Below are 24,411 nucleotides of genomic sequence, written 5' to 3'. Positions count from 1 at the left end.
ATTCAAATCGTTAATGTATTCTAGAAACTGATATTATCTTCACAAAAATTGGTAGCCTGATACACATTGTCTTATGTGAATAAAAATTATATGCTAATCTATACGTACTATTTTTAGTTTAAGAGGGAATTAAAATAGTATCTTTTCTGTGAGATAAAGTATGTGACACTACAAATTCTTGCGCTTTTCCGTTATAATGAACGGTATGAATTTTATCTTGATTCAGGAAAGACTCCCATCGAAATTGGTGGTGAGCTAAATAAGTGTGTATTTTTTTCAAGGTGTGAAACACTAACTGATGAAGATAAAAACTTTGACGGAGTGCTATGGGTTTTGAGGAGGAGTCAATTGTATTTTTATACAATTCAATTTCCTGTACATGACTGTCAAAGATAATGGATGTCAACGAAAGTATGGCTTAAATAGAAAGGGAGTACACAATTTGTTTGGACTAGGAAGCAAAGATGTCGGGATTGACCTCGGCACAGCGAATACATTAGTGTTTATTAAAGGAAAGGGAATCGTTTTACGCGAACCTTCAGTAGTAGCAAAAAATACGAAAACAGGAGATATCGTTGCCGTTGGTAATGATGCTAAAAATATGATTGGTCGTACACCTGGCTCAATCGTAGCAATTCGCCCAATGAAAGATGGCGTTATCGCTGATTTCGATATTACAACAGCAATGATTCAGTACTATTTAAGAGAAGCCTCTAAAAATTCTGGCGGCAATTGGAAAAAACCGAATGTTATGATTTGCGTGCCTTATGGTATTACTTCAGTGGAACAACGTGCGGTTATTGATGCTGCTCGACAAGCGGGCGCAAAAGAGGCTTTCACAATCGAAGAGCCATTTGCAGCGGCGATCGGATCAAATTTACCAGTTTGGGATCCAACAGGGTCAATGGTAGTTGACATCGGTGGTGGTACAACAGAAGTAGCTGTTATTTCTCTAGGCGGTATTGTAACAAGTGAGTCCGTACGTGTTGGTGGGGATGCTATGGATCAATCTATCATTTCATATATCCGTAAAACGTATAATTTAACAATCGGTGAACGTACTGCAGAAGCAGTAAAAATGGAAATTGGTACGGCATTAGCTGAAGGACCAGAAGAAAAGATGGAAATTAGAGGTCGTGACCTTCTAACAGGTTTACCAAAAACAATTGAAATCTCTTCACAAGAAATTTCTGAGTCATTACGCGAAGCAGTTTCATCAATTATTGATGGCGTTCGAAAAACATTAGAACAGACACCTCCCGAATTATCTGCGGACGTTATGGAGCGCGGTATCGTATTAACTGGCGGTGGCGCACTATTAACGAACTTAGATAAAGTGATTAGTAAAGAAACAAATATGCCAGTATTTATCGCAGAAGATCCTTTAGACTGTGTTGCAATTGGTACGGGTAAAGCTTTAGATCATATGGACTTAATTCGTCAACAACAGGTTAAAGGGTAAGGAGGTTTAGGCAATGCCACATTTTTTTTTCAATAAGAAAGTAATTTTGCTGCTCGTAGGCATGGTTTTTCTTGTGGCATTGATTAGCTTCTCATTACGTGATCGGACGAATGCTACTTTACCAGAGCAAATTATTAAAGATACTGTCGGCGTCGCACAATCACTTGTTGCGAAGCCGGCGAATTATGTTAATGGTATTTTTAATAGTATTGACTCCCTCTTAAACACGTACGAAGAAAATAAACGTTTAAAAGCACGCCTAGAAGATTTTGCAGTTGTACAAGCTGAGGCTACGGATTTAAAATCAGAGAATGCAAAGCTTCGTGAGCTTTTGGATAAAGCTGAAAGCTTAAAGGCATATAATCCTATTCAAGCAACAGTGATTGCTAGAAATCCTGACCAATGGGAAGAGAAAATCATTTTAGACAAAGGATCTTCTCATGGAGTTCAAAAAAACATGGCAGTTATGACGGCGAAGGGGCTAGTTGGGAAAATTACACTAGTTACGCCTTTCACTTCTGAGGTAGAGCTTTTAAATACAAATAATCCTAACTATCGTGTTTCTGCAATGGTGTTAGGTGAAAAAGAAGCATACGGTTTAATCGAGGGCTTTGATGAAGAACGTAATGAACTCATTATGAAGCGAATCGATTCTAGTTTGAAGGTTAAAGAAGGCGAGCAGGTAGTTTCTTCAGGACTCGGAGGTATTTTCCCTAAAGGTGTCCCTATCGGAGAAATTACAGAGGTTAGTACAGATGATCATGGCTTAACAAAAATGGCGTATGTCAGACCATCTGCTGATTTTTCGATTTTAGAGCATGTTGTTATTGCCAAACGTACATCTACAGTCATTGATGGTTCAGATGGCAGCTCAACGAACGAAGATTTAACAAACCCGCAAGATACGAATGAAGAGGAGGCGGAATGATGGTTCGTTTTCTCATTCCTTCTGTAGCGGTTTTACTATTCTTACTAGAACCAGAGTTTGCGATGCTTTCTCCAATTGAAATTAAGGGAGAAGTGTATTTTCTAGTACCGCGTTTTTTAATCTTATATCTCATTTTTATCTCCATCTATTACAGCCGTCAACGCGCGGTAATGTATGGACTTTTTTTTGGTGTCTTGTATGATGTGTTTTACATTGATATTATTGGATTATATTCAGTTCTATATCCACTTATATGTTTTTTAGCAGGGTCTATCGTGAAAGTTATACATCAGCACTTAGTCGTAACAACAACTATTTCAGTTGTGTTAGTAGCCATTTTAGAATTTATACTCTATCAATTTTTCTTCTTGATCGATTTCACAGCAATACCTTTAGCGGATTTCTTACGTTCACGACTATTGCCAACAATCATTGCAAATGCTTTATTTTTAATGATTCTTGGTTGGGCCTTCAAGTATCTAATTAATGCGCGTGTCTTACAGAGAGCACGTGAGGTTTCTTAACAAAGAACAACGTGAGGTGAGGCATTCATGAAAAAACAATTAGTTAATATGAAGGGAACGAAGGACGGATTTGTACTGCGTCTTGACGACCAATGTGCTTATAGCGATTTGGTAGAAGAATTAAAGAAAAAAGTGTTAGAAGGCGGTATCGATGGTAAAGTAGATGTACAATTATACTTAGGCTATCGATACTGTACTGATGAACAGATCGATGAACTTATTCATATTGTGCAGGAAACAGAGCAACTCATTGTAGCGAATGTACAAAGCGAAGTACTGACTGTCCATGAAAGCAACCAGAAAATGATTGAAAGTCAACAGGATACATATTTAGGTGTGGTCAGATCAGGGCAGATTCTACGTTCATCAGGGGACATTATCATTGTAGGAAATGTCAATCCAAACGGTCGGGTTGAGGCTGGTGGTAATGTGTATGTCTTAGGTAAACTAAAAGGGATAGTACATGCTGGTGTGCAGGGCAATAAAGAGGCTATCATTGCCGCCTCTCGATTTGAGGCTACACATATTATGATTGCTGATCAGGTGGAAGCAATGTCAGATGAGCATGTGAAAGAAATCGATCAAGCAGAAATGACTTGTGCATTTATTGGTTACGATGGACGCATTACGTACGATCAAATTCACGCCTTAAAAAATATTCGACCATTGTTAAATGTGTCTAAGGGAGGAAGCTAGTGTGGGAGAAGCGATCGTCATAACTTCGGGTAAAGGTGGTGTCGGAAAAACAACGACATCGGCTAACCTTGGGACTGCATTGGCTCTACAAGGTAAAAAAGTATGTTTAGTTGATACAGATATTGGCCTGCGTAATTTAGATGTTATTTTGGGCCTAGAAAATCGTATTATTTATGATCTAGTCGATGTAGTGGAAGGGCGCTGTAAAATACATCAGGCATTGATTAAAGATAAGCGCGTGGATGATAAACTATTTTTATTACCTGCTGCTCAAACGACAGATAAAAATGCTGTTACCCCTGAGCAAATGAAGAGCTTAATAGAGGAATTAAAAAGAGACTATGATTATGTATTAATAGATTGTCCTGCAGGTATTGAACAAGGCTATAGAAATGCCGTTGCAGGTGCAGATCATGCGATTGTTGTCACAACACCTGAAATTTCTGCTGTTCGAGATGCAGATCGAATTATTGGTTTATTAGAACAGGAAGACATAACTGCTCCGAAGCTCATCATCAACCGTATTCGACAACATATGATGAAGAGCGGCGACACTTTGGATGTGAATGAAATTACAACTCATTTGTCTATTGATCTATTAGGAATTATTGTTGATAGTGAAGGTGTTATTTCATCCTCCAATAAAGGAGAACCAATCGTTATGGACCCTTCTAATAAAGCATCTTTGGGCTATCGAAATATTGCTCGTCGTATTTTGGGTGAGTCGGTTCCATTAATGGCTATTCAAGATGAGCAAAGAGGTATGTTTTCAAAACTTAAATCATTATTTTCAAGATAATTTAAAACCTTTTCGTGCATTTGTGCGAGAAGGCTTTTTTGTGCATGTTTGGACATGCAATCACATATAGTGTGGAAAAAAGGATGAGGGCTTGTTTAAAAAATGGAAATGGTTTTTCACAATACTACTTGTGGCAGCAACTATGCTTGTAATTCGTTTAGAAGATCAGGGTGTAGTTGATACGCCTGTTCGAAAGATGGTCACAACTTCGGCAGATTTAACGTACTTAAGTGAGCTGGGGCAAAGTTGGTTTGATAAAGAAAATGAGACCATTACAGTTTCTAGTGATGTGGGGCAAGCAGACCTTTTAACTTTTGCTAATGCCCAGGTTTTTAAAGAGGGATATTTATTGCAGTATGATGTTGGCTTACCAGTTTATGCTGGACAGAACGGTTTAGTCGTGTTCACGGGCCATACAAAATATACTGGTAAGACCATGACCATTAGCTATGATGATGGTACAACTGTCTCCTATGGCATGCTAGATAGTTTAGCGCAGCTACCTTATACATCCATACAGGCAAATGATTTGATTGGTATGAAAGAAGCTGGGCAACTTTATCTTTCCATTGAAAAGGGAGATGCTCATTACGATTTAGAGCAAATTGTACAATGGTTGGAAACGATGGAGACCCATGAAGATTAAATTACATCTTCTCTGTATTCCTCTCGTATTTGTCATGATTTTTAGTGGACAACTTGCTTATTACGCTATTATTTTTTTCTCGCTAATGTGGCATGAAGCAGGTCACTTATTAGCAGCCCTACTGTGCGGCGTAAGAGTGAAATCATGTGTTATTGCACCTTACGGGGGGGAAATTCAATTTGAAAATCCAGCGGTTGTGCAAGCATCGTCACTCCTGTGGATTGCATTAGGAGGACCAATCGCTACTATTTTAGGGATTGGCCTCACTTTTTTTATGCCCGAACTAATCGCAGGTAAGCTAATAAGCGTTCAACTTGTGCTATTATTTGTGAATATGATCCCTATCCTACCATTAGATGGTGGCAGGATATTGTTAGCGTGGTTATTTTTATATAATCCAAAAGCTCGAGTGGTGGAATTGTATTATTGGCTGTCGTTCATGGTTGCCACGACGTTATTTCTGATAACTTTAAATTTCTTACCCCAATCTATTTTTTTAGCAATCATTTGTTTATTCATTTGGCTTCAAGTTTTAAAAGAATGGCGTTATCGAAAATATCGTATAGCTTTTGAAAAATATGTTATGAATAGATTGACTTAAATAAAGCCATGTGGTAATATTTTAATGTTATTGTTTGTAGCACCCGTGCTACTACAACCGCTCTGAGAAGGTATAAGTATCTTGCTATAAGATCACCTTTATAAACAGGCGAGTCTGAGTCTAAGAGGAGGTGCAGTAAAATGTACGCAATTATTGAAACTGGTGGTAAACAAATCAAAGTAGAAGCTGGTCAAGAAATCTACATTGAAAAATTAGGCGTAGAAGCTGACGAGGTTGTAACTTTTGATAAAGTTTTATTCGTAGGTGGCGAAAACGTTAAAGTTGGTGCTCCATTCGTAGATGGTGCTACTGTAACAGCGAAAGTTGTTAAAGAAGGCCGTGCGAAAAAAATCGTTGTTTTCAAATTGAAAGCTAAAAAGAACTACCGTCGTAAACAAGGTCACCGTCAACCTTACACAAAATTAGTTGTTGAAGCAATCAACGCTTAATAGTGAGGTGTAGCGAATGATACAAGTTACGATTCATCACGATGAAAATAGACATGTGTCAGCATTCGAATTTTCAGGACATGCTGGGTACGATGAATCTGGGAAAGATTTAGTATGTGCGGGAGCATCTACCATTGCCATTGGTACGGTAAATGCTATTTATGCATTACTACAAATCCAGCCAGAAGTCGAACAAGCTGCTGAAGGTGGAGGCTATCTTAAGGTAGATCTACCATCAGATATAGAGCCTGAAGTAGATGCAAAACTACAGTTAATTGTTCAAGTAATGACTGCCCAAGTGTATTCTATGGTGCAGAATTACGGACAATACATCCAAATCAACTACAACCAAGTAGGAGGTGGAACTCGATGAAATTATTATTAGCATTAGACCTTCAACTTTTCGCATCGAAAAAGGGTGTAGGTTCTACTAAAAACGGACGTGACTCTGAGTCTAAACGACTTGGTGCAAAACGTGCTGATGGCCAATTCGTAACTGGTGGTTCAATTCTTTACCGTCAACGCGGTACAAAAATTTACCCAGGTACAAACGTAGGTCGTGGTGGTGACGATACACTATTTGCTAAAGTGGACGGCGTTGTTAAATTCGAACGTTTAGGTCGCGATCGCAAACAAGTATCTGTATACCCAGCACCACAAGAAGCTTAATCTTTTAAAAGATATCATAAAGCGGAGGACTGCATTTATTGCAGTCCTTTTTTTGGCTAAATTTCAGCCACTTTCAACAGATGGCTTTTAATCAAACCTGTAGCAACAGCAGGTACGTGATGAAATATAGGCGGTTTTCATTTGTTTAGTAGCGTCAAAAGCCACTGAAATAAAGAAATTCTGACTATGGTCGCCATGTCCTGTAGCAACGACTAACCAACTTCTCGTTGGCCCAAAATAGAGCGATTTCAGACGCAATTATGCCTGGGCATAATTGAATAAAGAATTAAGGGAAAAATACAGCAAAACTTGTTATACTAGTAAAGATAACTTTATTGGAGTGAATGGGATGAACAATCAATCACTAACCATTAGTGAAGTATTACGTTTTGCAAATCATGATTTTGTGAATCAATTGCAATTGATTCGCATGAATTTAGATTTAGGTAGAGTTGATGAATCAAAGGAACTTATTCAGCATTTTTCAGAACAGTTAAGAGTGTTTTCTATCCTCAATCGACTACAATTACCACAAACAATCGAATGGCTCCAAACAGCAGGATGGCGTTTCCCTTCCTTAGCTTGGAAAATAAACGGCGACATAAAAAAGCCCGTGACCAATAAGATTGATCAGGAAATTGTAGATTACTTAAACAAAACAGTTATGCATGTTTATGATACATTAGATCCATTTACAGAGCAGATCCTCACGCTTGATGTACGTGTTGACGATCATACATTTGCCGTGACATTCACGCTAAATGGGCTATGGAGTGCTGATGCATTCACCGAAAAAGGTTTGAAACAATTCGACATTCAAACAATTGAGCAGACAAATACACGCTGGCAATATGTCTTGAGTGCAAATAGGGAGTGAACTAAATGTTTGTCGATCACGTAAAGATTTATGTTAAAGGTGGCGACGGCGGAGATGGCATGGTTGCCTTTCGTCGAGAAAAATATGTACCGAACGGTGGTCCAGCTGGTGGAGATGGTGGACATGGCGGTAATGTCGTATTTGAAGTAGAGGAAGGCTTACGTACGTTAATGGATTTCCGCTATAAACGCCATTTTAAAGCACCGCGTGGCGAGCATGGTATGAGTAAAGGCATGCACGGTAAAAATGCGGAAGATTTAATTGTTAAAGTTCCACCAGGTACAGTGGTTATGAATGAAGAAACAAATGCCGTTATTGCTGACTTAGTCGAGCATGGGCAAAGAGCCGTTATTGCGAAAGCAGGACGTGGTGGACGTGGGAATTCTCGCTTTGCTACACCTGCCAACCCAGCGCCAGAACTTTCTGAAAAAGGTGAGCCAGGACAAGAATTAAATGTTATATTAGAGTTAAAAGTTTTAGCAGATGTAGGGTTAGTTGGTTTCCCAAGTGTTGGCAAATCAACACTTTTATCGGTTGTTTCTGCTGCTAAGCCAAAAATTGGTGCTTATCATTTCACGACAATTGTACCGAATTTAGGCATGATTGAAACGGATGATCACCGAAGCTTTGCAATGGCAGATTTACCAGGGCTAATTGAAGGAGCTCATGAAGGGGTAGGATTAGGCCACCAATTTTTACGACATATTGAACGTACACGCGTTATCGTCCATGTGATTGATATGTCAGGAATGGAAGGTCGCGATCCTTATGAAGATTATTTAACAATTAATGATGAGCTAAAACAATATAATCTTCGTTTAACAGAGCGTCCACAAATTATTGTGGCCAATAAAATGGATATGCCTGATGCAGAGGAAAACTTAACAGCATTCCGCCAAAAGGTAGGAGAAGACGTTCAAATTTTCCCAATTTCTGCTGTTTCACGTCAAGGGTTAAAAGAGCTGTTGTTTGCTATTGCGGATCTATTAGAAGTAACGTCTGAATTCCCACTGTATGATGAAGTAGAGGAACAATCAGACGCAACGGTTATGTACAAGCATGAGGCAAAAGGTGAAGATTTCGAAATCACTCGTGACGATGACGGTACATTTATTATTAGTGGCTATGCTATTGAGCGCTTATTTAAAATGACGGACTTTAGCCGTGAAGATGGTATACGTCGTTTTGCTCGTCAATTGCGTGCAATGGGTGTGGACGAGGCTCTACGTGAACGTGGAGCACAGGATGGCGATACAGTTCGCCTACAAGAGTTTGAATTTGAATTTGTCGATTAAGACATGAGTTTTAGGGGGAAGCGTATGAAGAATGTTGCGAATCAGCGATATTATTTAGTTCGTGAGGATGTTTTAACGGATGCAATGCAAAAAACTTTGGAGGCGAAACACTTATTATCAAGTGGTTCAGTATCTTCCATATGGGATGCGGTAAAGCAGGTGGATTTATCGCGAAGTGCGTTTTACAAATATCGTGATGCGGTTTTTCCTTTTCATTCAATCGTGCAGGAACGCATTTTAACAGTCTTTTTACAGCTTCAAGATAGAAAAGGAACACTTGCTAAGCTTCTAGAAACTGTGACAATTACACATTGTAACGTATTGACGATTCATCAAACAATCCCTATTCAGGGGCGTGCCAATGTTACATTATCACTAGATGTAACAAGTATGACATGTGATCTTGATGACCTAATTCAGCAATTAAAACGGTTAGATTTTGTTGAGTCAGCGGAAGTCATTAGTTCTGGTGCTTTATAATCATAGTAAGGTGTTCGATCCTTTAATTTTTGACAAAAATGACAATTATCGTGTTTAATAATCCATATGCTCTTGAAGCACTGGAGTAATAATACGATACCAAAGCTCAAATAAGGAGCTGTCCCTCAGTGATACATCAATCGCTAGGGACTGCTCCTTATTCCATAAAGGAGGTTTTTGCAATGACAAAGCAACAATGGGAAAATCGAATCGCATATTTAGGACCGGAAGCATCATTTACATACTTAGCAACAAAGGCTACTTTTCCAAATGAGTGGCTTGTACCTTGTGCAACGATTCCTGAATGCATTGAGGCAGTAGCAGAGGGAAAGGTAGATTTAGCCGTTGTACCATTAGAAAATGCCTTAGAAGGTTCAGTTACGCTTACACTTGATTACTTATTCCATGAAGCATCACTATATGTAACAGGTGAATTATTACTGAAAATACAGCAGCATTTAATGGTCAATAAAGCGCAAATGGATAATTGGCAGTCTATCGAAGGGGTCTATTCCCATCCACATGCTCTAGCGCAATGCCATAAATATTTATTTTATCGTTTCAGTCATGTGCCCCTTCAACAAACAACTTCAACAGCAGCTGCCGCTAAATATGTATCCGAAAACCCAGAGCAATGTATAGCAGCGGTTGGAAATGCAGCTGCCGCAGAAAAATATGGCCTTGAAATAGTAGAGTCCGATATCCATGATTTCCATTTTAACCATACTCGTTTCTTTGTTCTGTCTAAGAAAAATCAACGTTTGCCACAAGAATTATCCGAGGGGCAAGCGAAAACAACTTTAATGATTACATTGCCAACTGACCGTTCAGGGGCATTACATCAAGTGCTTTCTGTCTTTGCATGGCGTCAACTGAATTTAAGTAAAATCGAATCGCGTCCATTAAAGACAGGACTAGGTGATTATTTCTTCATGATAGATGTGCTAGCGGATGAAAAAGTACCAATGATGCGCGGTGCAATGGAAGAACTTGCTGCACTAGGTTGCAAAGTAAAGTCATTAGGTACATACTTTACGTATCTTACATCTGACGAAGCATAATAGCTCTAAGGGGGAAATATAATGCGTGGGATCATTTTATTTGATGGTATCTGTAACTTTTGTGATAGCACCGTTCAATTTATTATCAAACATGATCAAGCAGGTTATTTTCAATTTGCGTCATTACAAAGTGATGTCGGTCAAGCATTACTCCGACAGTTTAATATATCCGAAAAAATAGATAGTGTGATCCTCATTGAAGATGGGAAAGTATATGTTGAGTCGACGGCAGCTTTAAAAATAGCCAAAAATTTGGAGAAGGTTTGGCCTTGCTATTATCTGTTCATTCTGGTACCCCCAATTATTCGCAATTTGTTATATAGACGGTTTGCGAAGCACCGCTATCGTTTATTTGGCACCAAAAAGGAATGCCTTTTACCTACCCCCTCACAAAGACAACGATTTCTCTCCTAATAGATTGGGGGAGTGGAACGAGTCATCATCGAATGAAATAATAAAGCACAGTATGAGAAAATACTGTGCTTTTTTTATTGGTCTGTCACCAAATAGCCCTTTTTGTGTAAGGCTTGTTCAATTAATGTTAATACTTCCACAGAGGGGGCTGTAATGACATGAAGATGAATGCCTCCTGTTAGTGCAGATAAATAATTAGCATGAGTGGCATTAACTCGTTCAATAAATTGTTTTACCTCATGACGGTTTGACACCATGATAGAGGCCGTTAGTTCGCCATAAATAGGATGTTCAACCATAACATTTTTGACGGTTCCCCCACAATCTACAATCGTCATTAGCTCATCTTCTGTTTGCTCAGATGTGTGTATGCATGGTAATGTGCGTTCAACAGTTTGCTGTAATTGCTCCTGATGCATATAAAGATAACCCTGACTCGTAGCGATAATAGGTTCGTTTCTCGCCTTCAATAAAGTCATATCATTGACAATAACTTGCCTAGAAACATTGGCGAATTTAGCTAAGTCTGTCCCTGTTATAGGTGCTTTACTTTTTTGTAATTGCGCTAATAGCTGCAGTCGGCGTTCCTCGCCTAACATTTTTTTCATAAGAGATCACCTCTGCCCGTAATAATGGAAACAGTATTCCCTATAGGTTAGTGTACCATGAAGCATTTCTAACTTGTTGAAATTTTTGTATCCAAATGGAACATTGAACATATGATACGTAGAGAGGAAGGGAGGAAAAAATTGCGTATTCATATTGTTCAAAAGGGAGACACATTGTGGAAGATTGCGAAAGAGTACGGCATTTCGTTTGAAGATTTGAAGCGGCTCAATGTCCATCTTGCCAACCCAGATTATATTGTCCCGGGCATGGAAATTATTTTGCCTGAAAAAATAAACAAAGAGCCACATAGAGAGTCACATAAAGAAATGCCAAAAAAGGAATCACAGATGCATAAGGAAACACCTAAGGAAGTTCCGAAAAAAGAGGTACAGAGGCCAATGCCTCCACCACCACCAATTGTACCGCCAGCTCCAATGCCAATGCCAGAGCCACAAATGATTCCAATACCTATACCAATGCCTATGCCAATGCAGATGCCACAACAACCGATGTGGGTTCCACAGCCTGTAGAAATGAATTGGCACCAACAATTAGTCATGCCACAAATAGAGCAAACAGTCACAACACCACCACCAGTACAAATACAACCAGCGCCACCACCGCCACCACCACCTGTAGCGAAGCCAATGCCACATCCAATGCCACAGCCAGCACCACCGCCAATGCATATCATGCCACATATGCCTGCTGTACCACATTGCTCAAGCTGCCATCAACCAATTTATCATCATCAAATGTGGTGGCCAATGCCAATGCAGCCACAGGCCGAGCAGTATATGATGCCGCAGCAGCCGATGTCCTTTGAGATGCCAGAAAATAAAGTGGGCGGGATGGAAGACTTCTTGGAGTCCACATCACCATTTTTCCACACGCCTAATCAACAAATGCAGCCACAATTTAATATGATGCCTGAAATGAGCATGGGCAAATCATGTGGCTGTGATGCACAACCTTGTGGCTGTCAATCACAACCGATGCCGATGCCAATGCCTGCATGGCAAATGGATCCATGTCATTGTCCACCACCACCATGCCCAACGCATTGTCCACCGCCGTGCCCGTCATCAGTAGGACCTTGGATGTCACCGCATTATTTCCCAGGCGGGATGACGCCTTATCGATGGTGAAAAAGCGTATATTGTCGAAGAGGTAAAATCAAATATTTGGAAATATAGATATCGATCGAATACTTATTTTGTCAAACGAGCAAAACAACTAGAGATTGCAGAGAAGGTAAGAACAATTCATCGCCAGCTAGGTCGAATTGAACCTAACCTTATCCTACCATTAGTCCGGAGTGATGATGAGCAGCTCATAGTGCAAGAATGGCAAGAAGGAAGCCATGGTGCCAATTTTGCTCATAAAAAGGATCGGAAGGAATCTCTTCAACTACTAATAGCTTTACATGACACATATAAAAAAATCGCTTGGCAACGCTTGCCTGGCTTGCATACCTATTCACAACTTTTAAAATGGCAAATGCGTCATATGCGTTTTAAAAGCAGAAGAAATGAGTTTCGGGCTTTCTTAACGAAAGAAGAAATCGACCAAATTTTGCATTATAGTGATAAATCGCTGCAGTTAATTGCCCTAGAGGATGTAGCTGAAAAAGAAATTACACTATTGCACGGGGATGTTGTACATCATAATTTTTTATGGTGCACGGACGGACAATTGCGTTTAATTGATTTTGATTTGGCGCATCTTGGAGAAGCCGATGACGAATATATTTTATGGTTGCATCGGGTACTACCTGCAGTCGATTATGATTTAGCTAAAGTCTTTGCGGAGTTACCAGAGCTGAAACGACTTGATAAAAGAAAGCTTCATCGTTTAAAATATCCGAATGAACTGTTGCGAGAATGGCTTTTTGCTGTGGATTTGCCACTTGATCAGCAACTAGTATTTTTAGATTATTTAGTACCATTTACTAAACGAGCCCTCACCTATTGGCCAAAACTGTGGTACGATATTGATAGATTTGTGAAGAAATGACCGTCATTTGGCGGTCATTTTTGTCTTGAACAGCGTTTTGGATACTACTTTCTGTCGAGCATTCGTTCGCTATATGCTATAATCGAAGACGATGATTGTGAGGGAATATAGATGTATGATTATTTAAAAGGACTAATTACTCGTATTACACCAGAATATATTGTGCTAGAACAACAGGGGATTGGCTGGCAATTGAATACACCCAATCCGTTTGCATTTCGAACATCAGCGCTTGAACAACAAATTTATGTTCATTTACATGTACGAGAGGACGCACAAATGCTTTACGGTTTCCCGAATCTAGATCAACGTGAGCTGTTTCGTAAGTTAATTTTAGTATCTGGAATAGGTCCAAAGGGGGCACTAGCTATTTTAGCGACTGGCAACCCACAGCAGGTTATCAGTGCGATTGAACGGGAAGATGAAGCGTTTTTAGTGAAGTTCCCTGGAGTAGGTAAAAAAACCGCACGTCAGATGATATTAGATTTAAAAGGGAAGCTAGGCTCTTTATTAGAGACAATTGAACTGCCGAGTACAGAAGATGAACTGCCATTGTTTGGCGTTAATGCTTATAAACACGAATTAGAAGAAGCGATACTTGCTTTAATGGCACTTGGTTATTCTGAAAAGGAGCTCGAAAAAATTCGCCCGCAGCTTGAGGATAACGACAAGCTTGAAACGACAGATGCCTTTATGAAACAAGCGTTACAACTATTATTAAAATTAAAATAAGGAAAGGAGGGAAGAGGCATGTCTGAACGTATGATGGCTAGTGAGGCAAGTGGCTATGATGAACAGTTTGAATTATCTTTACGCCCACAAAGGTTAGCCCAATACATAGGGCAGCATAAAGTAAAGGAAAATTTACAAATTTTCATTGAGGCAGCAAAACTTCGGCAGGAAAGTTTAGATCATGTGTTGTTATATGGACCACCAGGGCTTGGTAAAACGACATTGGCTGCTGTTATAGCAAATGAGATGAGTGTCAATGTGCGCATGACAAGTGGTCCTGCAATTGAACGTCCAGGAGATTTAGCTGCGATTTTAAGCTCACTAGAGCCTGGCGATGTTTTATTTATTGATGAGATTCATCGACTACCTCGTGCCATTGAAGAAGTGTTATATCCAGCAATGGAGGACTTCTGTTTAGATATTGTGGTGGGAAAAGGTCCTGAAGCACGTTCTGTACGACTTGACTTACCTCCCTTTACCCTTGTAGGTGCTACCACAAGAGCTGGCGCCTTATCAGCCCCTCTGAGAGATCGCTTTGGTGTATTATTACGCTTAGAGTACTATGATGATATTTCTCTTGCTGAAATTGTTGCTCGGAGTGCCCATTTATTTGAGGTAGAAATTGAGCAAATAGCAGCAATGGAAATGGCGAGACGTTCTCGTGGTACACCTCGAATTGCCAATCGCCTATTGAAACGAGTACGAGATTATGCACAGGTGCTTGGAGATGGTATGATAACGGAGGGTCTTGCAAAGCAAGCTTTAGAGCTGTTACAAGTGGATCCAAGAGGGCTTGATCATATTGACCATAAACTTGTCACGAACATGATTGAGCGCTTTCGAGGAGGTCCTGTAGGCTTAGATACGCTTGCGGCATCAATTGGTGAGGAACGGGTGACGATAGAAGATGTATATGAACCCTATCTCATGCAAATTGGGCTTATTCAACGCACACCACGAGGAAGAGTGGCGACACATTTAGCCTACGAACATTTTGGATATGAGTATCCCCAACAAACATAAAGAAGGAAGTTTTTTTCATGCGTGTAGAAGATTTTGATTTTGAATTACCAGAGGAGCTTATTGCCCAAACACCATTAGTAGATCGTACAGCTAGTCGATTAATGGTTGTGACACCTGGCTCAATTGAAGTTGAGCATCACCATTTTGCACATGTCTTAGATGAGCTACGTGCGGGAGATTGTCTTGTGTTAAATGATACAAGGGTCTTACCGGCTCGCTTAATGGGTGTAAAAGAGGAGACAGGCGCCCATATTGAGGTATTATTACTGAAGCAATTGGCAGGTTCAGACGAGTGGGAAACCCTTGTAAAACCAGCAAAACGCGTAAAAGTAGGGACAGTTATCACATTTGGAGATGGGTTGCTAACAGCTACTTGTACAGGTGAGCTTGACCATGGTGGACGAACATTTGAATTTCATTACGATGGAATCTTTTATGAAATATTAGAGCAGCTTGGTGAAATGCCATTACCGCCTTATATTCGAGAAAAATTAGAAGACAAAGATCGCTATCAAACGGTCTATGCGAAAGAACGTGGCTCAGCTGCTGCTCCAACGGCGGGTCTACATTTTACAGAAGAATTATTAGAACAAGTAAAGGCAAAAGGGGTAGAGGTTGTCTTTATTACTCTTCATGTCGGACTTGGTACATTCCGTCCTGTTAGTGTGGATTCCATTGAAAACCATGAAATGCATGCCGAATTTTATAGTGTGACGGACGAAGCGGCAGACACGATTAATCGTGTAAAGCGTAATGGCGGTAAGGTAATAGCTGTTGGGACAACCTCCACACGTACATTAGAGACAATTGGCTCTAAATATGGTGGTGAGGTACGACCAGAGCAAGGTTGGACATCTATTTTCATCTATCCAGGCTATACGTTTTCTGTGGTGGATGGTTTAATTACAAACTTCCATTTGCCAAAGTCAACACTTGTTATGCTAGTGAGTACGCTAGCCACTAGAGAAACTATTTTAAGTGCCTATCAGCAAGCTGTAGAAGAAAAATATCGCTTCTTTAGTTTTGGTGATGCTATGTTTATTCGACCAAAAGAATAAAAAAGAAATAATCGGAGTACTGTTTTTACTTCAGATCAGAGAGGGTTTTTATTTTTATGACACAACCAGCAATTCGCTATGAATTACTTCATACATGTAAACAAACAGGAGCACGTCTTGGTATCGTGCATACACCACATGGCTCTTTTGAAACGCCAGCATTTATGCCAGTTGGGACACAAGCAACGGTTAAAACAATGTCTCCTGAGGAATTAAAAGAAATGAATGCCGGTATTATCTTATCTAACACGTATCATTTATGGCTTCGTCCAGGCAATGATATCGTCAAGGAAGCAGGCGGACTGCATAAATTTATGAACTGGGATCGACCAATTTTAACAGATTCAGGCGGTTTCCAAGTATTCTCGCTAAGTCAGTTCCGTAAAATTGAAGAGGAAGGCGTTCATTTCCGTAATCATCTTAATGGGGATAAATTATTCCTAAGTCCAGAAAAAGCGATGGAAATTCAAAATGACTTAGGCTCGGATATCATGATGGCCTTCGATGAATGTCCACCGTATCCTGCAACACATGAATATATGCTGCAATCAGTAGATCGTACAACACGTTGGGCAAAAAGATGCAAAGAAGCTCATAATCGTCCGGAAGAACAAGGGTTATTCGGAATTATTCAAGGCGGTGAGTACGAGGATCTACGCCGTCGTTCTGCAGAAGCATTAGTCGAGTTAGATTTCCCAGGCTACGCTATAGGCGGATTATCTGTTGGAGAACCGAAAGATATTATGAACCGTGTTCTTGAGTTCACAACACCGTTAATGCCAGCAAATAAACCTCGATATTTAATGGGAGTAGGTTCACCAGATTCATTAATCGATGGTGCCATTCGTGGTGTTGATATGTTTGACTGTGTTCTGCCAACACGTATTGCGCGTAATGGTACACTGATGACATCAGAAGGTCGTTTAGTCGTTAAGAATGCAAAATATGCTCGTGATTTTGGGCCAATTGATCCGAACTGTGATTGCTATACATGTAAAAACTATTCACGTGCTTATATTCGTCACTTGATTCGCACAGAAGAGACATTCGGTATTCGTTTAACGTCTTATCATAATTTACATTTCCTATTAAAGCTAATGGAACAAGTACGTGAGGCAATTCGTCAAGATCGTCTTGGTGATTTCCGAGAAGAGTTTTTCGAGAAATATGGCTTTAATGGACCAGATGCGAAAAACTTTTAACCAATTACTTTTGTAAGGATAATAAAGTGGACGAGTTTTTCATAAAAAAGGGCATTAGAAATCCTCTAATGTCCTAAATGAATAGCCATAGTATGGCAATATCATTCAAAACTTTGTAAAAAGTGAATATTTCTAGCAAAATATTGTCAATCATAGAAAAAATATTAGTAAATGAGAAAATTTTTGGGCTTGTCCATCGCTTTTTAATGGTGGAATAGTCTATACTAAAAAAGTGAGATTTGGAAAGGGGGCAAGAAGTATTATGGATCAATTATTAGGCTTAGCACCAATATTATTAATGTTCGTTGCTATGTGGTTTATCTTAATCCGTCCAGCTAAAAAAAGACAGCAGGAAACACAAAATATGCAAGGTAGTTTGCAACGTGGAGATAAAGTCATTACAATCGGTGGCATGCATGGTGTCATTGATGCAATTGAGGACACTTCAGTAACATTAAAGATCGCTGATAATGTACGTGTGAAATTTGACCGACAAGCAATCGGCCGAGTTGAGAAGGACATGTAATCATTAAAAGGAAAAAGGCTTACAATAGGCAATAGCTATATTGTAAGCCTTTTCTTATGATGTTGAAGCAGAATGGATAACTTCCTACTGCTTCTTATTTCAGTGTATTTATCTTATGAATTAAGTCGGCACCTGAATCATTGCCATTTACAATGATTCTACTCAGTGCAAATAATCCATCACCCTTTTTAACATATTTATTTTGAATGACAAAGCCCATTTTAAAACCAGCCTCCTGTGCTAATTTAATGGTGGCGGCAGATTGAATACCATATGGATAGCTAATGGCGATGGGCTCATAGCCTAATTTTTCTTTAATTATGTTTCTGGAGTGAATAAAATCATCTTTGACCCTTGCTTCGTACTGCTCTTGACTTTCTAATTGTCCATTCAAATAGCTTGGACCGTAAATGGCCCCATTTTGTCTGCCATATTTTGAAGGTAATTTATAATGCGAGTCCCAAGTATGGCTTTGGATCGTTATATAATCTTGCATTTCTTTTAATTGTTCCCAATTCATTTTAGCAATTTCATGTGGATAGGCAATACCCTTACTTGTATCGACTATTCGGCTTGCAATAACAAAGATTTCTGCATGTAGGTCATATTTTTTCAAAATCGGATAAGCCATTTCGTAATTGCTGAGATAGCCATCATCAAAAGTAATCAATACAGGCTTTTCAGGTAATTTGATTTGGCTTGTTAAGTAATCGTGTAATTCTTTGACCGAAATCGCCTGATACCCTTCTTCCTTAAGTGCTCTCATCTGTTTATCAAAATTAGTGGGTGAAATAACCGTATTATTGTTTATATTGTCCGCTAAATGGTGGTACATAAGAACGGGTATAGTCTGTTCTTCGTATCCATAAGTAAGGAATGGATACGTGAACAGAACGATATAAACAACAACGAAAGCAATAATTTTCCTAATCATTTTCTCACCTTATTTGCTGTTTATAGTTTAAAGTATGTCGTTCTTTATATTTTGTACGAACAACTAAAGACTATTCCTTGAATAAAATCATTTTTCAGCAATATGACACCATCATTCTGTATAAAAAACAAAAATAAGGTCACCTTGATAGTATGGGGGTGTATGCTAATGGAAGAATATTTCCATATTATTTTTAGAACCTGTTTTTTATATGTGTTTATTATCATCGTCTTTCGATTGATGGGTAAACGAGAAGTGGGTGAGCTATCTGTCATCGATTTAGTTGTATTTGTTTTAATTGCAGAAGTGGCTGCCTTTGCATTAGATGATTATAAAAATCCTCTTTTTAATGCTATTCTACCCATTATTATTTTGCTTTGTATACAAATATTAAGTGCTTATTTATCGTTGAAATTCAAGGGAATCCGCGACCTAGTTGACGGTGATCCAGCATTACTAGTAAAAGACGGTGTGATTTTAGAGAGTGAAATGCGGAAACACCGTTATAATTTAGATGATTTATGTCAGCAATTACGAGAAAGTGGTATCGCCTCTGTCTCCGATGTTGCATTTGCCTATTTAGAACCTTCGGGCAATCTTTCCGTTTACAAAAAAGATGAAAAACCATTTGTTTATCCATTGATTATTGACGGAGATATTCAAGAAAGACATTTATTAACGATGCATAAAGATGTGGAATGGTTGAAGAATGAACTAGCTAAAAATAATATTACAGATAGTGAGACAGTGTTTTTTTGTATTTGGGAAGACGAGCGACTGTATATCCAATTAAAAGAAAGCTAAACTTTCTTTGCTAATTTACGGATATAGCGGAAATCCGTTATACGTAATTGATTGGTAAATAATAAACTCGTAAATAGTAAAAATAATGTGACACAGCTATTTAAAATAAATGGTAGTGATAGTAATGGCATAAGGAAGTACTGGGCGATACAAACGGCAATAAAGCAACTATAAGGTACGACAAACATTCTAAAGCCTGCTCGTAAGTTTTTCCGTTGTCTAACAGTTGCTATATGCAAGAAAGACGTCATTAAAACGCCAAAGCCAATAGCTACCACAGCCCCTTTTTCTTGAATACCGGGCTGAGAGGCAAGTACAAACATAACAAATAATTTTCCTAGGCCACCATAGATAGAGTTCATCATCGCAGCCCGAGCTTCGCCAATCGCCTGAAGGATGGAGTGTAAAGGGCTTTGAATATAATAAAAATAAAAAATGGGGGCTAAAATTTTTACGTAACCACGATTTTCTTCTAAATGGAAAAGCTTCATAGCCAATTCATCACCATGTACAAAGAAATATGTAGCGGCAAAACAGCCCACTAAAGAAGATAATCGTAAGGAAACCGAAATCCGCTCCTGTAGCAAAGAAGTGTGCTGACGAGCGACGGCATCACTGACCGCTGGAATAAGAACAATCGATAAAGCTGTTGACACAAACGCAGGAAATAGCAGTAATGGCACTAACACACCTGAGATGACACCGTATAGAATGGTAGCTGCAGATGCCGTTAAGCCTGCCACTGTTAAAGCTTTCAAAAAGATGATTGGTTCTAAAAACCAAGTGAAAGAACCAAAAAGCTTACTGCCTGCGGAAGGTAGTGCTATACGGAGCATTGGCGATGAAGGATACCCTTCGATTTTTGTTTTGCGCGGAATTAGTTTCTTTTTTGAAATTATATAGTGCAGCCATAAATAGAGGAATGCTACTACCTCTGCAGCAAGCGTAATACCCATTGCAGCAGCTGCCGTCACAGCAGCATTATTATAGTTAGCCACATATGGAAGCATTAGTGTAATAAAGCTAATACGCACCACTTGTTCAATCATTTGTGACCAGGCGGTCGGTGTAATTTTAGCGATTCCCTGTAAATAAGCGCGTAATAAACCAGATCCTACTGATACTGGTACGGCAATGAGTGCAATCCATAAGGTGAAAGTTGTATGTTCATTATGTAAGAGTGTCGTAGAAATATATGGTATAGTAAGTGCAACGAGTGGCATAAAAACGATCATGCCAATAAATGACCAAAGAATAGCAGTACGCATGACGCCAAATATGCTTTCGCGTTTATTTTTTGCTAGTAATTCTGCCACAATTTTAGCTACAGCAATAGGTAGTCCAAGTTGAATGAGTGAGATGAAGAAAATAAAAGCTGGATAGACGGTCATATAAATGCCGACTGCCTCTTCACCAGCAATTCGCATAAATTGCATTCTATAAAAGAAGCCAAAAAGTTTAGATAAAAAAATGACAAACATTAAAAATAAAGTACCCCGTACAAAAGAACTCATGCCATCCGTCCCTTCTCAAGCCGCAAAAATTCATTTACACTATTTGTATGCAAGCATGTCTTACGTTACGACTTTGATTGGAGATGATTCAAAATGAGTATGCAATATGAGCAACTATTTGAAAAAATTCGTCCTGCAATTGATAGTAAGATAGCAGAGTTCAAGTATTTTCATTATGATGCTATAACGGCAGAAGAGCTTTGGCGGTACTGTGTTGAAAAAAAATGGCGGAAAAAGAAAGTAGATCAACTACGCTTATATGAGGTGATTGCGACCATATTCTCGGTATCACCATCTGATATCGTCTCATTTAATCAAGTAGAGTTTTTACAAAGTGATAATTGGTTTGAAGAACTGAATACAGAAGAATTACAATTACTGCTTGGTCCAGTCAGAACATAAATGACGATGTGTCAAATTTTGCAAGAATTCAAAGAAACCTATATGTGTTGAATTGACACCAAGCGCAACCTGTTTCATAATAAGTGTGTTGCGCTTTTTTTATTTTGAAAAACTGTTTACTTACATAAACCGCCCATGCGATGTTACTTGCATTAGGAAGGTTAGTACCTAATAATACAAAGATAAACTTGCGCGTTATGAACGAATGAAATAAGTGAAGCTACCTTTTTGAGACACAGGTAACATGATTCTAAGAAAAAGGAGGATTAATCGTTTCAAAAGGTATTGCTAGTTACTTGTTTGGCGTGTAAGGACAACCCTTACACCATTTCGAGGAGGATTTTCAATGAAACTAAAAAGTCGTATAGTTGCATTCCTATTAATTCTTGTGCTTTTGGTAGCAGGAATTAGTACGACTGTAAACGGCGTCTTAAAGGACATTAAGCTTGGTCTTGACTTACAAGGCGGGTTTGAGGTTCTTTACGAGGTAAATGAATTAAAAGAAGGACAAAAAATCACGCCGGAAGTTGTGGCTGCTACGGCAACAGCCCTTGGTAACCGTGTCAATGCGATTGGTGTTAGTGAACCAAGCATTCAGGTTGAGGGAGAAAACCGTATCCGTGTGCAATTAGCTGGTGTTGAAGATCAGGAATCTGCACGTAAGTTACTATCTACTTCTGCGAATTTAACATTCCGTGATGTGGATGATAATTTATTGTTAGATGGGAATGATTTAGCGGAAAATGGAGCTAGTGCTTCCTTTGACCAGCAAAATCGCCCAATCGTATCTTTAAAATTAAAAGATGCGAAAAAATTTGCAGATGTAACAAGTAAAATTGCTGCGAAACCTGTAGGACAAAATTTATTAGTTGTATGGTTAGACTTTGAAGAGGGTGTTGATTCCTATAAAGCGGAATCACAAAAAGCGAAACCTCGCTATTCATCAGCAGCAACAGTTAGTCAAACGTTAAATACTACAGACGTTATGATAAGTGGTAATTTCTCTGTTGATGAAACAAAAAATTTATCAGGAATTTTAAATGCAGGGGCACTACCTGTTAAGCTTGATGAAATTTACTCCACTTCTGTTGGTGCTCAGTTTGGTGATGAGGCACTGAAAAGTACCATTTTTGCAGGTATTGTCGGCGTAGTAATTATTTTCTTATTCATGTTATTTTACTATCGTTTACCAGGCTTTATTTCCATCATTACACTTGTTGTATTCACTTTCTTAGTCTTGGTTGTATTTGATTGGATAAACGCCGTATTAACGCTTCCAGGTATTGCTGCTATTGTACTCGGTATAGGGATGGCTGTGGACGCCAACATTCTAGCAGCAGAACGTATACGAGAAGAGCTTCGAGTAGGGTATTCTGCTAAACAGGCGTTCCAAATTGGGTCTAAACAATCTTTATCAGCGATTGTCGATGCACAGTTGACGACTCTATTAGCAGCGGGCATTCTATTTTACTTCGGGACAAGCTCTGTCAAAGGATTCGCAACTACATTAATTATTAGTATTTTATTGAGCTTCTTAACAGCAGTTTGGGGTTCTCGCGTTCTATTAGGAGTCCTTGTTAACAGTGGCTATTTCAATAATCCAGCATGGTATGGTATTGCCAAATCAAAACAACATAGTTTAGATGAAAACATTGGCACATTAGATTTATCAACGAAATTTGATCGTTTCGATTTTGTTCACAACCGTAAGAAATTTTATACATTCTCTTTAGCCATTTTAGTGGCTGGGATAGTGGTTATGGGTATTTTCCGTCTAAACCTTGGTATTGATTTCTCTAGTGGTACACGTATTCAAATTGAAGCAGAACAAACGTTAACACAAGAAGAAGTAGCAAAATTCGTTGATAGCATTGGTTTCCCTTCGGAGGATATTGTCCTTTCAGGAGAAAAGAGTACATCTGCAGTTGTACGTTATAAATCCGATTTATCACAAGCAGATATTTTAAAATTCCAAAAAGAAACAACTGATAAATATGGTCATAAACCTACTGTAAGTACGGTATCGCCAACAGTTGGTAAGGAATTGGTGAAAAATGCTATTAAAGCATTGGCACTTTCAGCACTAGGAATCATCATTTATGTAGCAATTCGTTTTGAATGGCGAATGGGCATTGGTGCAATTGTTTCATTATTGCATGATGTATTCTTAATCGTTGCCGTCTTTAGCTTCATGCGTTTAGAGGTAGATATTACATTTATTGCGGCTGTGTTAACCATTGTTGGTTACTCCATTAATGATACGATTGTTACCTTTGACCGTATGCGTGAAAACTTAGATCGTTATGATACAATTAATGACCGTGAAGTATTGGCGAACATTGTAAATAAATCATTACGCCAAACAATGGGACGTTCTGTTAATACAGTCCTAACAGTTATTATTGTTGTTATAGCTTTATTAATTTTTGGTGCACCATCTATTCAAAACTTCTCGATCGCGTTATTGATTGGTTTAATTACAGGTATGTATTCTTCCATCTGTATCGCAGCTCAAATCTGGTATTCATTAAAAATTCGTGAAATGAAAAAATCAGATGGGCAGCTACACAAGAAAGAGAAAAAACAATGGGGTACAGACGAACCTACTGTATAATTTAAATGGGCAGGGGTAGAAAACAAATTGTTTTCTATACCCTGCTTTTATGATGCAAAAAAATCTGCTGGCTTTC

General features: G+C 38.9%; 28 protein-coding genes and 1 other annotated feature. Of the genes, 25 read left to right on the top strand and 3 right to left on the bottom strand.

Translation table 11 applies throughout. The annotated features are described in order from the left end of the window. The first annotated feature begins 442 nt into the window (after window positions 1–442). The 15 genes from MKY80_RS16235 to MKY80_RS16165 all read left to right on the top strand — a co-directional run bounded on the left by MKY80_RS16235 (window position 443) and on the right by MKY80_RS16165 (window position 10,901). A complete protein-coding gene (locus MKY80_RS16235) occupies window positions 443–1,462 on the top strand; it encodes a rod shape-determining protein (RefSeq protein ID WP_008180696.1) in 1,020 nt (339 codons plus the stop codon). 13 nt (window positions 1,463–1,475) lie between these two features. Continuing rightward, window positions 1,476–2,390 carry a rod shape-determining protein MreC gene (mreC, locus tag MKY80_RS16230; protein WP_008180698.1) on the top strand — a complete coding sequence of 305 codons (915 nt, stop codon included), beginning with the start codon at window positions 1,476–1,478 and terminating at the stop codon, window positions 2,388–2,390. Next, window positions 2,390–2,914: a rod shape-determining protein MreD gene (mreD, locus tag MKY80_RS16225; RefSeq protein ID WP_004226656.1), complete on the top strand. Its 525-nt coding sequence runs from the start codon at window positions 2,390–2,392 to the stop codon at window positions 2,912–2,914. The genes mreC and mreD overlap by 1 nt, the downstream gene beginning before the upstream one ends. A gap of 27 nt (window positions 2,915–2,941) precedes the next feature. Continuing rightward, window positions 2,942–3,610 (top strand): septum site-determining protein MinC, encoded by a 669-nt coding sequence (minC, locus tag MKY80_RS16220; protein WP_008180702.1) that lies wholly within the window; start codon window positions 2,942–2,944, stop codon window positions 3,608–3,610. A 1-nt stretch (window position 3,611) separates the two neighbouring features. Next, window positions 3,612–4,409: a septum site-determining protein MinD gene (minD, locus tag MKY80_RS16215; RefSeq protein ID WP_008180704.1), complete on the top strand. Its 798-nt coding sequence runs from the start codon at window positions 3,612–3,614 to the stop codon at window positions 4,407–4,409. Window positions 4,410–4,500: 91 nt separating this feature from the next. Beyond that, window positions 4,501–5,055 (top strand): M23 family metallopeptidase, encoded by a 555-nt coding sequence (locus tag MKY80_RS16210; protein ID WP_008180705.1) that lies wholly within the window; start codon window positions 4,501–4,503, stop codon window positions 5,053–5,055. Beyond that, window positions 5,045–5,656, top strand: a complete 612-nt coding sequence (locus tag MKY80_RS16205) for a hypothetical protein (RefSeq protein WP_008180707.1) — start codon at window positions 5,045–5,047, stop codon at window positions 5,654–5,656. Before MKY80_RS16210 ends, MKY80_RS16205 begins: the two co-directional genes overlap by 11 nt. 45 nt (window positions 5,657–5,701) lie before the next feature. Further along, window positions 5,702–5,782: a sequence feature (ribosomal protein L21 leader region), on the top strand. Window positions 5,783–5,796: 14 nt separating this feature from the next. Next, window positions 5,797–6,105, top strand: a complete 309-nt coding sequence (gene rplU / locus MKY80_RS16200; protein WP_025114620.1) for a 50S ribosomal protein L21 — start codon at window positions 5,797–5,799, stop codon at window positions 6,103–6,105. Window positions 6,106–6,121: 16 nt separating this feature from the next. Beyond that, window positions 6,122–6,478, top strand: a complete 357-nt coding sequence (locus tag MKY80_RS16195) for a ribosomal-processing cysteine protease Prp (RefSeq protein ID WP_089986689.1) — start codon at window positions 6,122–6,124, stop codon at window positions 6,476–6,478. Beyond that, window positions 6,475–6,774, top strand: coding sequence for a 50S ribosomal protein L27 (rpmA, locus tag MKY80_RS16190; RefSeq protein WP_004226673.1), 300 nt, complete (start codon window positions 6,475–6,477; stop codon window positions 6,772–6,774). Before MKY80_RS16195 ends, rpmA begins: the two co-directional genes overlap by 4 nt. Window positions 6,775–7,123: 349 nt before the next feature. Beyond that, on the top strand, window positions 7,124–7,651 hold the full coding sequence (locus MKY80_RS16185) for a Spo0B domain-containing protein (RefSeq protein WP_089986688.1): 528 nt from the start codon (window positions 7,124–7,126) through the stop codon (window positions 7,649–7,651). Between the two features lie 5 nt (window positions 7,652–7,656). Further along, on the top strand, window positions 7,657–8,946 hold the full coding sequence (obgE, locus tag MKY80_RS16180; RefSeq protein WP_090002897.1) for a GTPase ObgE: 1,290 nt from the start codon (window positions 7,657–7,659) through the stop codon (window positions 8,944–8,946). Between the two features lie 24 nt (window positions 8,947–8,970). Continuing rightward, complete coding sequence (locus tag MKY80_RS16175) at window positions 8,971–9,426, top strand: ACT domain-containing protein (protein WP_004226679.1); 456 nt, start codon at window positions 8,971–8,973, stop codon at window positions 9,424–9,426. Between the two features lie 182 nt (window positions 9,427–9,608). Further along, the gene (gene pheA, locus MKY80_RS16170; RefSeq protein ID WP_089986687.1) at window positions 9,609–10,487 is read left to right on the top strand and encodes a prephenate dehydratase; all 879 of its coding nucleotides are present in this window, start codon (window positions 9,609–9,611) and stop codon (window positions 10,485–10,487) included. A gap of 21 nt (window positions 10,488–10,508) precedes the next feature. Beyond that, window positions 10,509–10,901: a thiol-disulfide oxidoreductase DCC family protein gene (locus tag MKY80_RS16165; RefSeq protein WP_008181193.1), complete on the top strand. Its 393-nt coding sequence runs from the start codon at window positions 10,509–10,511 to the stop codon at window positions 10,899–10,901. A 74-nt stretch (window positions 10,902–10,975) separates the two neighbouring features. Here MKY80_RS16165 and MKY80_RS16160 read toward each other — a convergent pair whose 3' ends face one another. Beyond that, window positions 10,976–11,509 carry a transcription repressor NadR gene (locus MKY80_RS16160; RefSeq protein WP_342530222.1) on the bottom strand — a complete coding sequence of 178 codons (534 nt, stop codon included), beginning with the start codon at window positions 11,507–11,509 and terminating at the stop codon, window positions 10,976–10,978. Window positions 11,510–11,650: 141 nt separating this feature from the next. Here MKY80_RS16160 and MKY80_RS16155 point away from each other — a divergent pair, with 141 nt between their 5' ends. From MKY80_RS16155 to yajC, 7 genes are all read left to right on the top strand, one after another. Next, window positions 11,651–12,658 carry a LysM domain-containing protein gene (locus MKY80_RS16155; protein WP_089986684.1) on the top strand — a complete coding sequence of 336 codons (1,008 nt, stop codon included), beginning with the start codon at window positions 11,651–11,653 and terminating at the stop codon, window positions 12,656–12,658. Then, window positions 12,648–13,526, top strand: a complete 879-nt coding sequence (locus MKY80_RS16150; protein WP_321172016.1) for a phosphotransferase — start codon at window positions 12,648–12,650, stop codon at window positions 13,524–13,526. Before MKY80_RS16155 ends, MKY80_RS16150 begins: the two co-directional genes overlap by 11 nt. Before the next feature lie 111 nt (window positions 13,527–13,637). Then, window positions 13,638–14,258 (top strand): Holliday junction branch migration protein RuvA, encoded by a 621-nt coding sequence (ruvA, locus tag MKY80_RS16145; protein ID WP_008181187.1) that lies wholly within the window; start codon window positions 13,638–13,640, stop codon window positions 14,256–14,258. 18 nt (window positions 14,259–14,276) lie between these two features. Next, window positions 14,277–15,281, top strand: a complete 1,005-nt coding sequence (gene ruvB, locus MKY80_RS16140; RefSeq protein ID WP_008181185.1) for a Holliday junction branch migration DNA helicase RuvB — start codon at window positions 14,277–14,279, stop codon at window positions 15,279–15,281. A gap of 17 nt (window positions 15,282–15,298) precedes the next feature. Next, window positions 15,299–16,339, top strand: a complete 1,041-nt coding sequence (queA, locus tag MKY80_RS16135) for a tRNA preQ1(34) S-adenosylmethionine ribosyltransferase-isomerase QueA (RefSeq protein ID WP_008181183.1) — start codon at window positions 15,299–15,301, stop codon at window positions 16,337–16,339. 56 nt (window positions 16,340–16,395) lie between these two features. Then, entirely contained in the window at window positions 16,396–17,541 is a 1,146-nt protein-coding gene (tgt, locus tag MKY80_RS16130; protein WP_008181181.1) for a tRNA guanosine(34) transglycosylase Tgt, read from the top strand. A 262-nt stretch (window positions 17,542–17,803) separates the two neighbouring features. After that, window positions 17,804–18,067, top strand: a complete 264-nt coding sequence (gene yajC / locus MKY80_RS16125; protein WP_008181179.1) for a preprotein translocase subunit YajC — start codon at window positions 17,804–17,806, stop codon at window positions 18,065–18,067. A 94-nt stretch (window positions 18,068–18,161) separates the two neighbouring features. On the opposite strand, the gene MKY80_RS16120 is transcribed toward yajC, so the two are convergent. Next, the gene (locus MKY80_RS16120) at window positions 18,162–19,001 is read right to left on the bottom strand and encodes a polysaccharide deacetylase family protein (protein ID WP_239355002.1); all 840 of its coding nucleotides are present in this window, start codon (window positions 18,999–19,001) and stop codon (window positions 18,162–18,164) included. 168 nt (window positions 19,002–19,169) lie between these two features. Here MKY80_RS16120 and MKY80_RS16115 point away from each other — a divergent pair, with 168 nt between their 5' ends. Further along, window positions 19,170–19,805 carry a DUF421 domain-containing protein gene (locus MKY80_RS16115; RefSeq protein WP_043990784.1) on the top strand — a complete coding sequence of 212 codons (636 nt, stop codon included), beginning with the start codon at window positions 19,170–19,172 and terminating at the stop codon, window positions 19,803–19,805. On the opposite strand, the gene MKY80_RS16110 is transcribed toward MKY80_RS16115, so the two are convergent. Continuing rightward, complete coding sequence (locus MKY80_RS16110) at window positions 19,802–21,319, bottom strand: oligosaccharide flippase family protein (RefSeq protein ID WP_342530214.1); 1,518 nt, start codon at window positions 21,317–21,319, stop codon at window positions 19,802–19,804. The two genes, MKY80_RS16115 and MKY80_RS16110, sit on opposite strands and share 4 nt — an antisense overlap. 93 nt (window positions 21,320–21,412) lie before the next feature. Here MKY80_RS16110 and MKY80_RS16105 point away from each other — a divergent pair, with 93 nt between their 5' ends. Both MKY80_RS16105 and secDF read left to right on the top strand, forming a co-directional pair. Further along, on the top strand, window positions 21,413–21,721 hold the full coding sequence (locus MKY80_RS16105; protein ID WP_008181166.1) for a post-transcriptional regulator: 309 nt from the start codon (window positions 21,413–21,415) through the stop codon (window positions 21,719–21,721). A gap of 346 nt (window positions 21,722–22,067) precedes the next feature. Next, window positions 22,068–24,335 carry a protein translocase subunit SecDF gene (gene secDF / locus MKY80_RS16100; RefSeq protein WP_107922051.1) on the top strand — a complete coding sequence of 756 codons (2,268 nt, stop codon included), beginning with the start codon at window positions 22,068–22,070 and terminating at the stop codon, window positions 24,333–24,335. Window positions 24,336–24,411: the final 76 nt, after the last annotated feature.

The organism is Lysinibacillus sp. FSL R5-0849, assembly GCF_038595075.1.
Classification (GTDB): domain Bacteria; phylum Bacillota; class Bacilli; order Bacillales_A; family Planococcaceae; genus Lysinibacillus; species Lysinibacillus fusiformis.
The sequence above is the reverse complement of the archived record's forward strand: the minus strand, read 5'-3'. Positions and strand labels throughout refer to the sequence as shown.

Bases quoted from the DNA above. Each gene is read 5' to 3' on its own strand.
- mreC (WP_008180698.1), top strand. From the start codon at position 1,476: ATGCCACATTTTTTTTTCAATAAGAAAGTAATTTTGCTGCTCGTAGGC.
- mreD (WP_004226656.1), top strand. From the start codon at position 2,390: ATGGTTCGTTTTCTCATTCCTTCTGTAGCGGTTTTACTATTCTTACTA.
- minC (WP_008180702.1), top strand. From the start codon at position 2,942: ATGAAAAAACAATTAGTTAATATGAAGGGAACGAAGGACGGATTTGTA.
- MKY80_RS16205 (WP_008180707.1), top strand. From the start codon at position 5,045: ATGAAGATTAAATTACATCTTCTCTGTATTCCTCTCGTATTTGTCATG.
- rplU (WP_025114620.1), top strand. From the start codon at position 5,797: ATGTACGCAATTATTGAAACTGGTGGTAAACAAATCAAAGTAGAAGCT.
- MKY80_RS16195 (WP_089986689.1), top strand. From the start codon at position 6,122: ATGATACAAGTTACGATTCATCACGATGAAAATAGACATGTGTCAGCA.
- rpmA (WP_004226673.1), top strand. From the start codon at position 6,475: ATGAAATTATTATTAGCATTAGACCTTCAACTTTTCGCATCGAAAAAG.
- MKY80_RS16185 (WP_089986688.1), top strand. From the start codon at position 7,124: ATGAACAATCAATCACTAACCATTAGTGAAGTATTACGTTTTGCAAAT.
- obgE (WP_090002897.1), top strand. From the start codon at position 7,657: ATGTTTGTCGATCACGTAAAGATTTATGTTAAAGGTGGCGACGGCGGA.
- MKY80_RS16175 (WP_004226679.1), top strand. From the start codon at position 8,971: ATGAAGAATGTTGCGAATCAGCGATATTATTTAGTTCGTGAGGATGTT.
- pheA (WP_089986687.1), top strand. From the start codon at position 9,609: ATGACAAAGCAACAATGGGAAAATCGAATCGCATATTTAGGACCGGAA.
- MKY80_RS16165 (WP_008181193.1), top strand. From the start codon at position 10,509: ATGCGTGGGATCATTTTATTTGATGGTATCTGTAACTTTTGTGATAGC.
- MKY80_RS16160 (WP_342530222.1), bottom strand. From the start codon at position 11,509: ATGAAAAAAATGTTAGGCGAGGAACGCCGACTGCAGCTATTAGCGCAA.
- ruvA (WP_008181187.1), top strand. From the start codon at position 13,638: ATGTATGATTATTTAAAAGGACTAATTACTCGTATTACACCAGAATAT.
- ruvB (WP_008181185.1), top strand. From the start codon at position 14,277: ATGTCTGAACGTATGATGGCTAGTGAGGCAAGTGGCTATGATGAACAG.
- queA (WP_008181183.1), top strand. From the start codon at position 15,299: ATGCGTGTAGAAGATTTTGATTTTGAATTACCAGAGGAGCTTATTGCC.
- tgt (WP_008181181.1), top strand. From the start codon at position 16,396: ATGACACAACCAGCAATTCGCTATGAATTACTTCATACATGTAAACAA.
- yajC (WP_008181179.1), top strand. From the start codon at position 17,804: ATGGATCAATTATTAGGCTTAGCACCAATATTATTAATGTTCGTTGCT.
- MKY80_RS16120 (WP_239355002.1), bottom strand. From the start codon at position 19,001: ATGATTAGGAAAATTATTGCTTTCGTTGTTGTTTATATCGTTCTGTTC.
- MKY80_RS16115 (WP_043990784.1), top strand. From the start codon at position 19,170: ATGGAAGAATATTTCCATATTATTTTTAGAACCTGTTTTTTATATGTG.
- MKY80_RS16110 (WP_342530214.1), bottom strand. From the start codon at position 21,319: ATGAGTTCTTTTGTACGGGGTACTTTATTTTTAATGTTTGTCATTTTT.
- MKY80_RS16105 (WP_008181166.1), top strand. From the start codon at position 21,413: ATGAGTATGCAATATGAGCAACTATTTGAAAAAATTCGTCCTGCAATT.
- secDF (WP_107922051.1), top strand. From the start codon at position 22,068: ATGAAACTAAAAAGTCGTATAGTTGCATTCCTATTAATTCTTGTGCTT.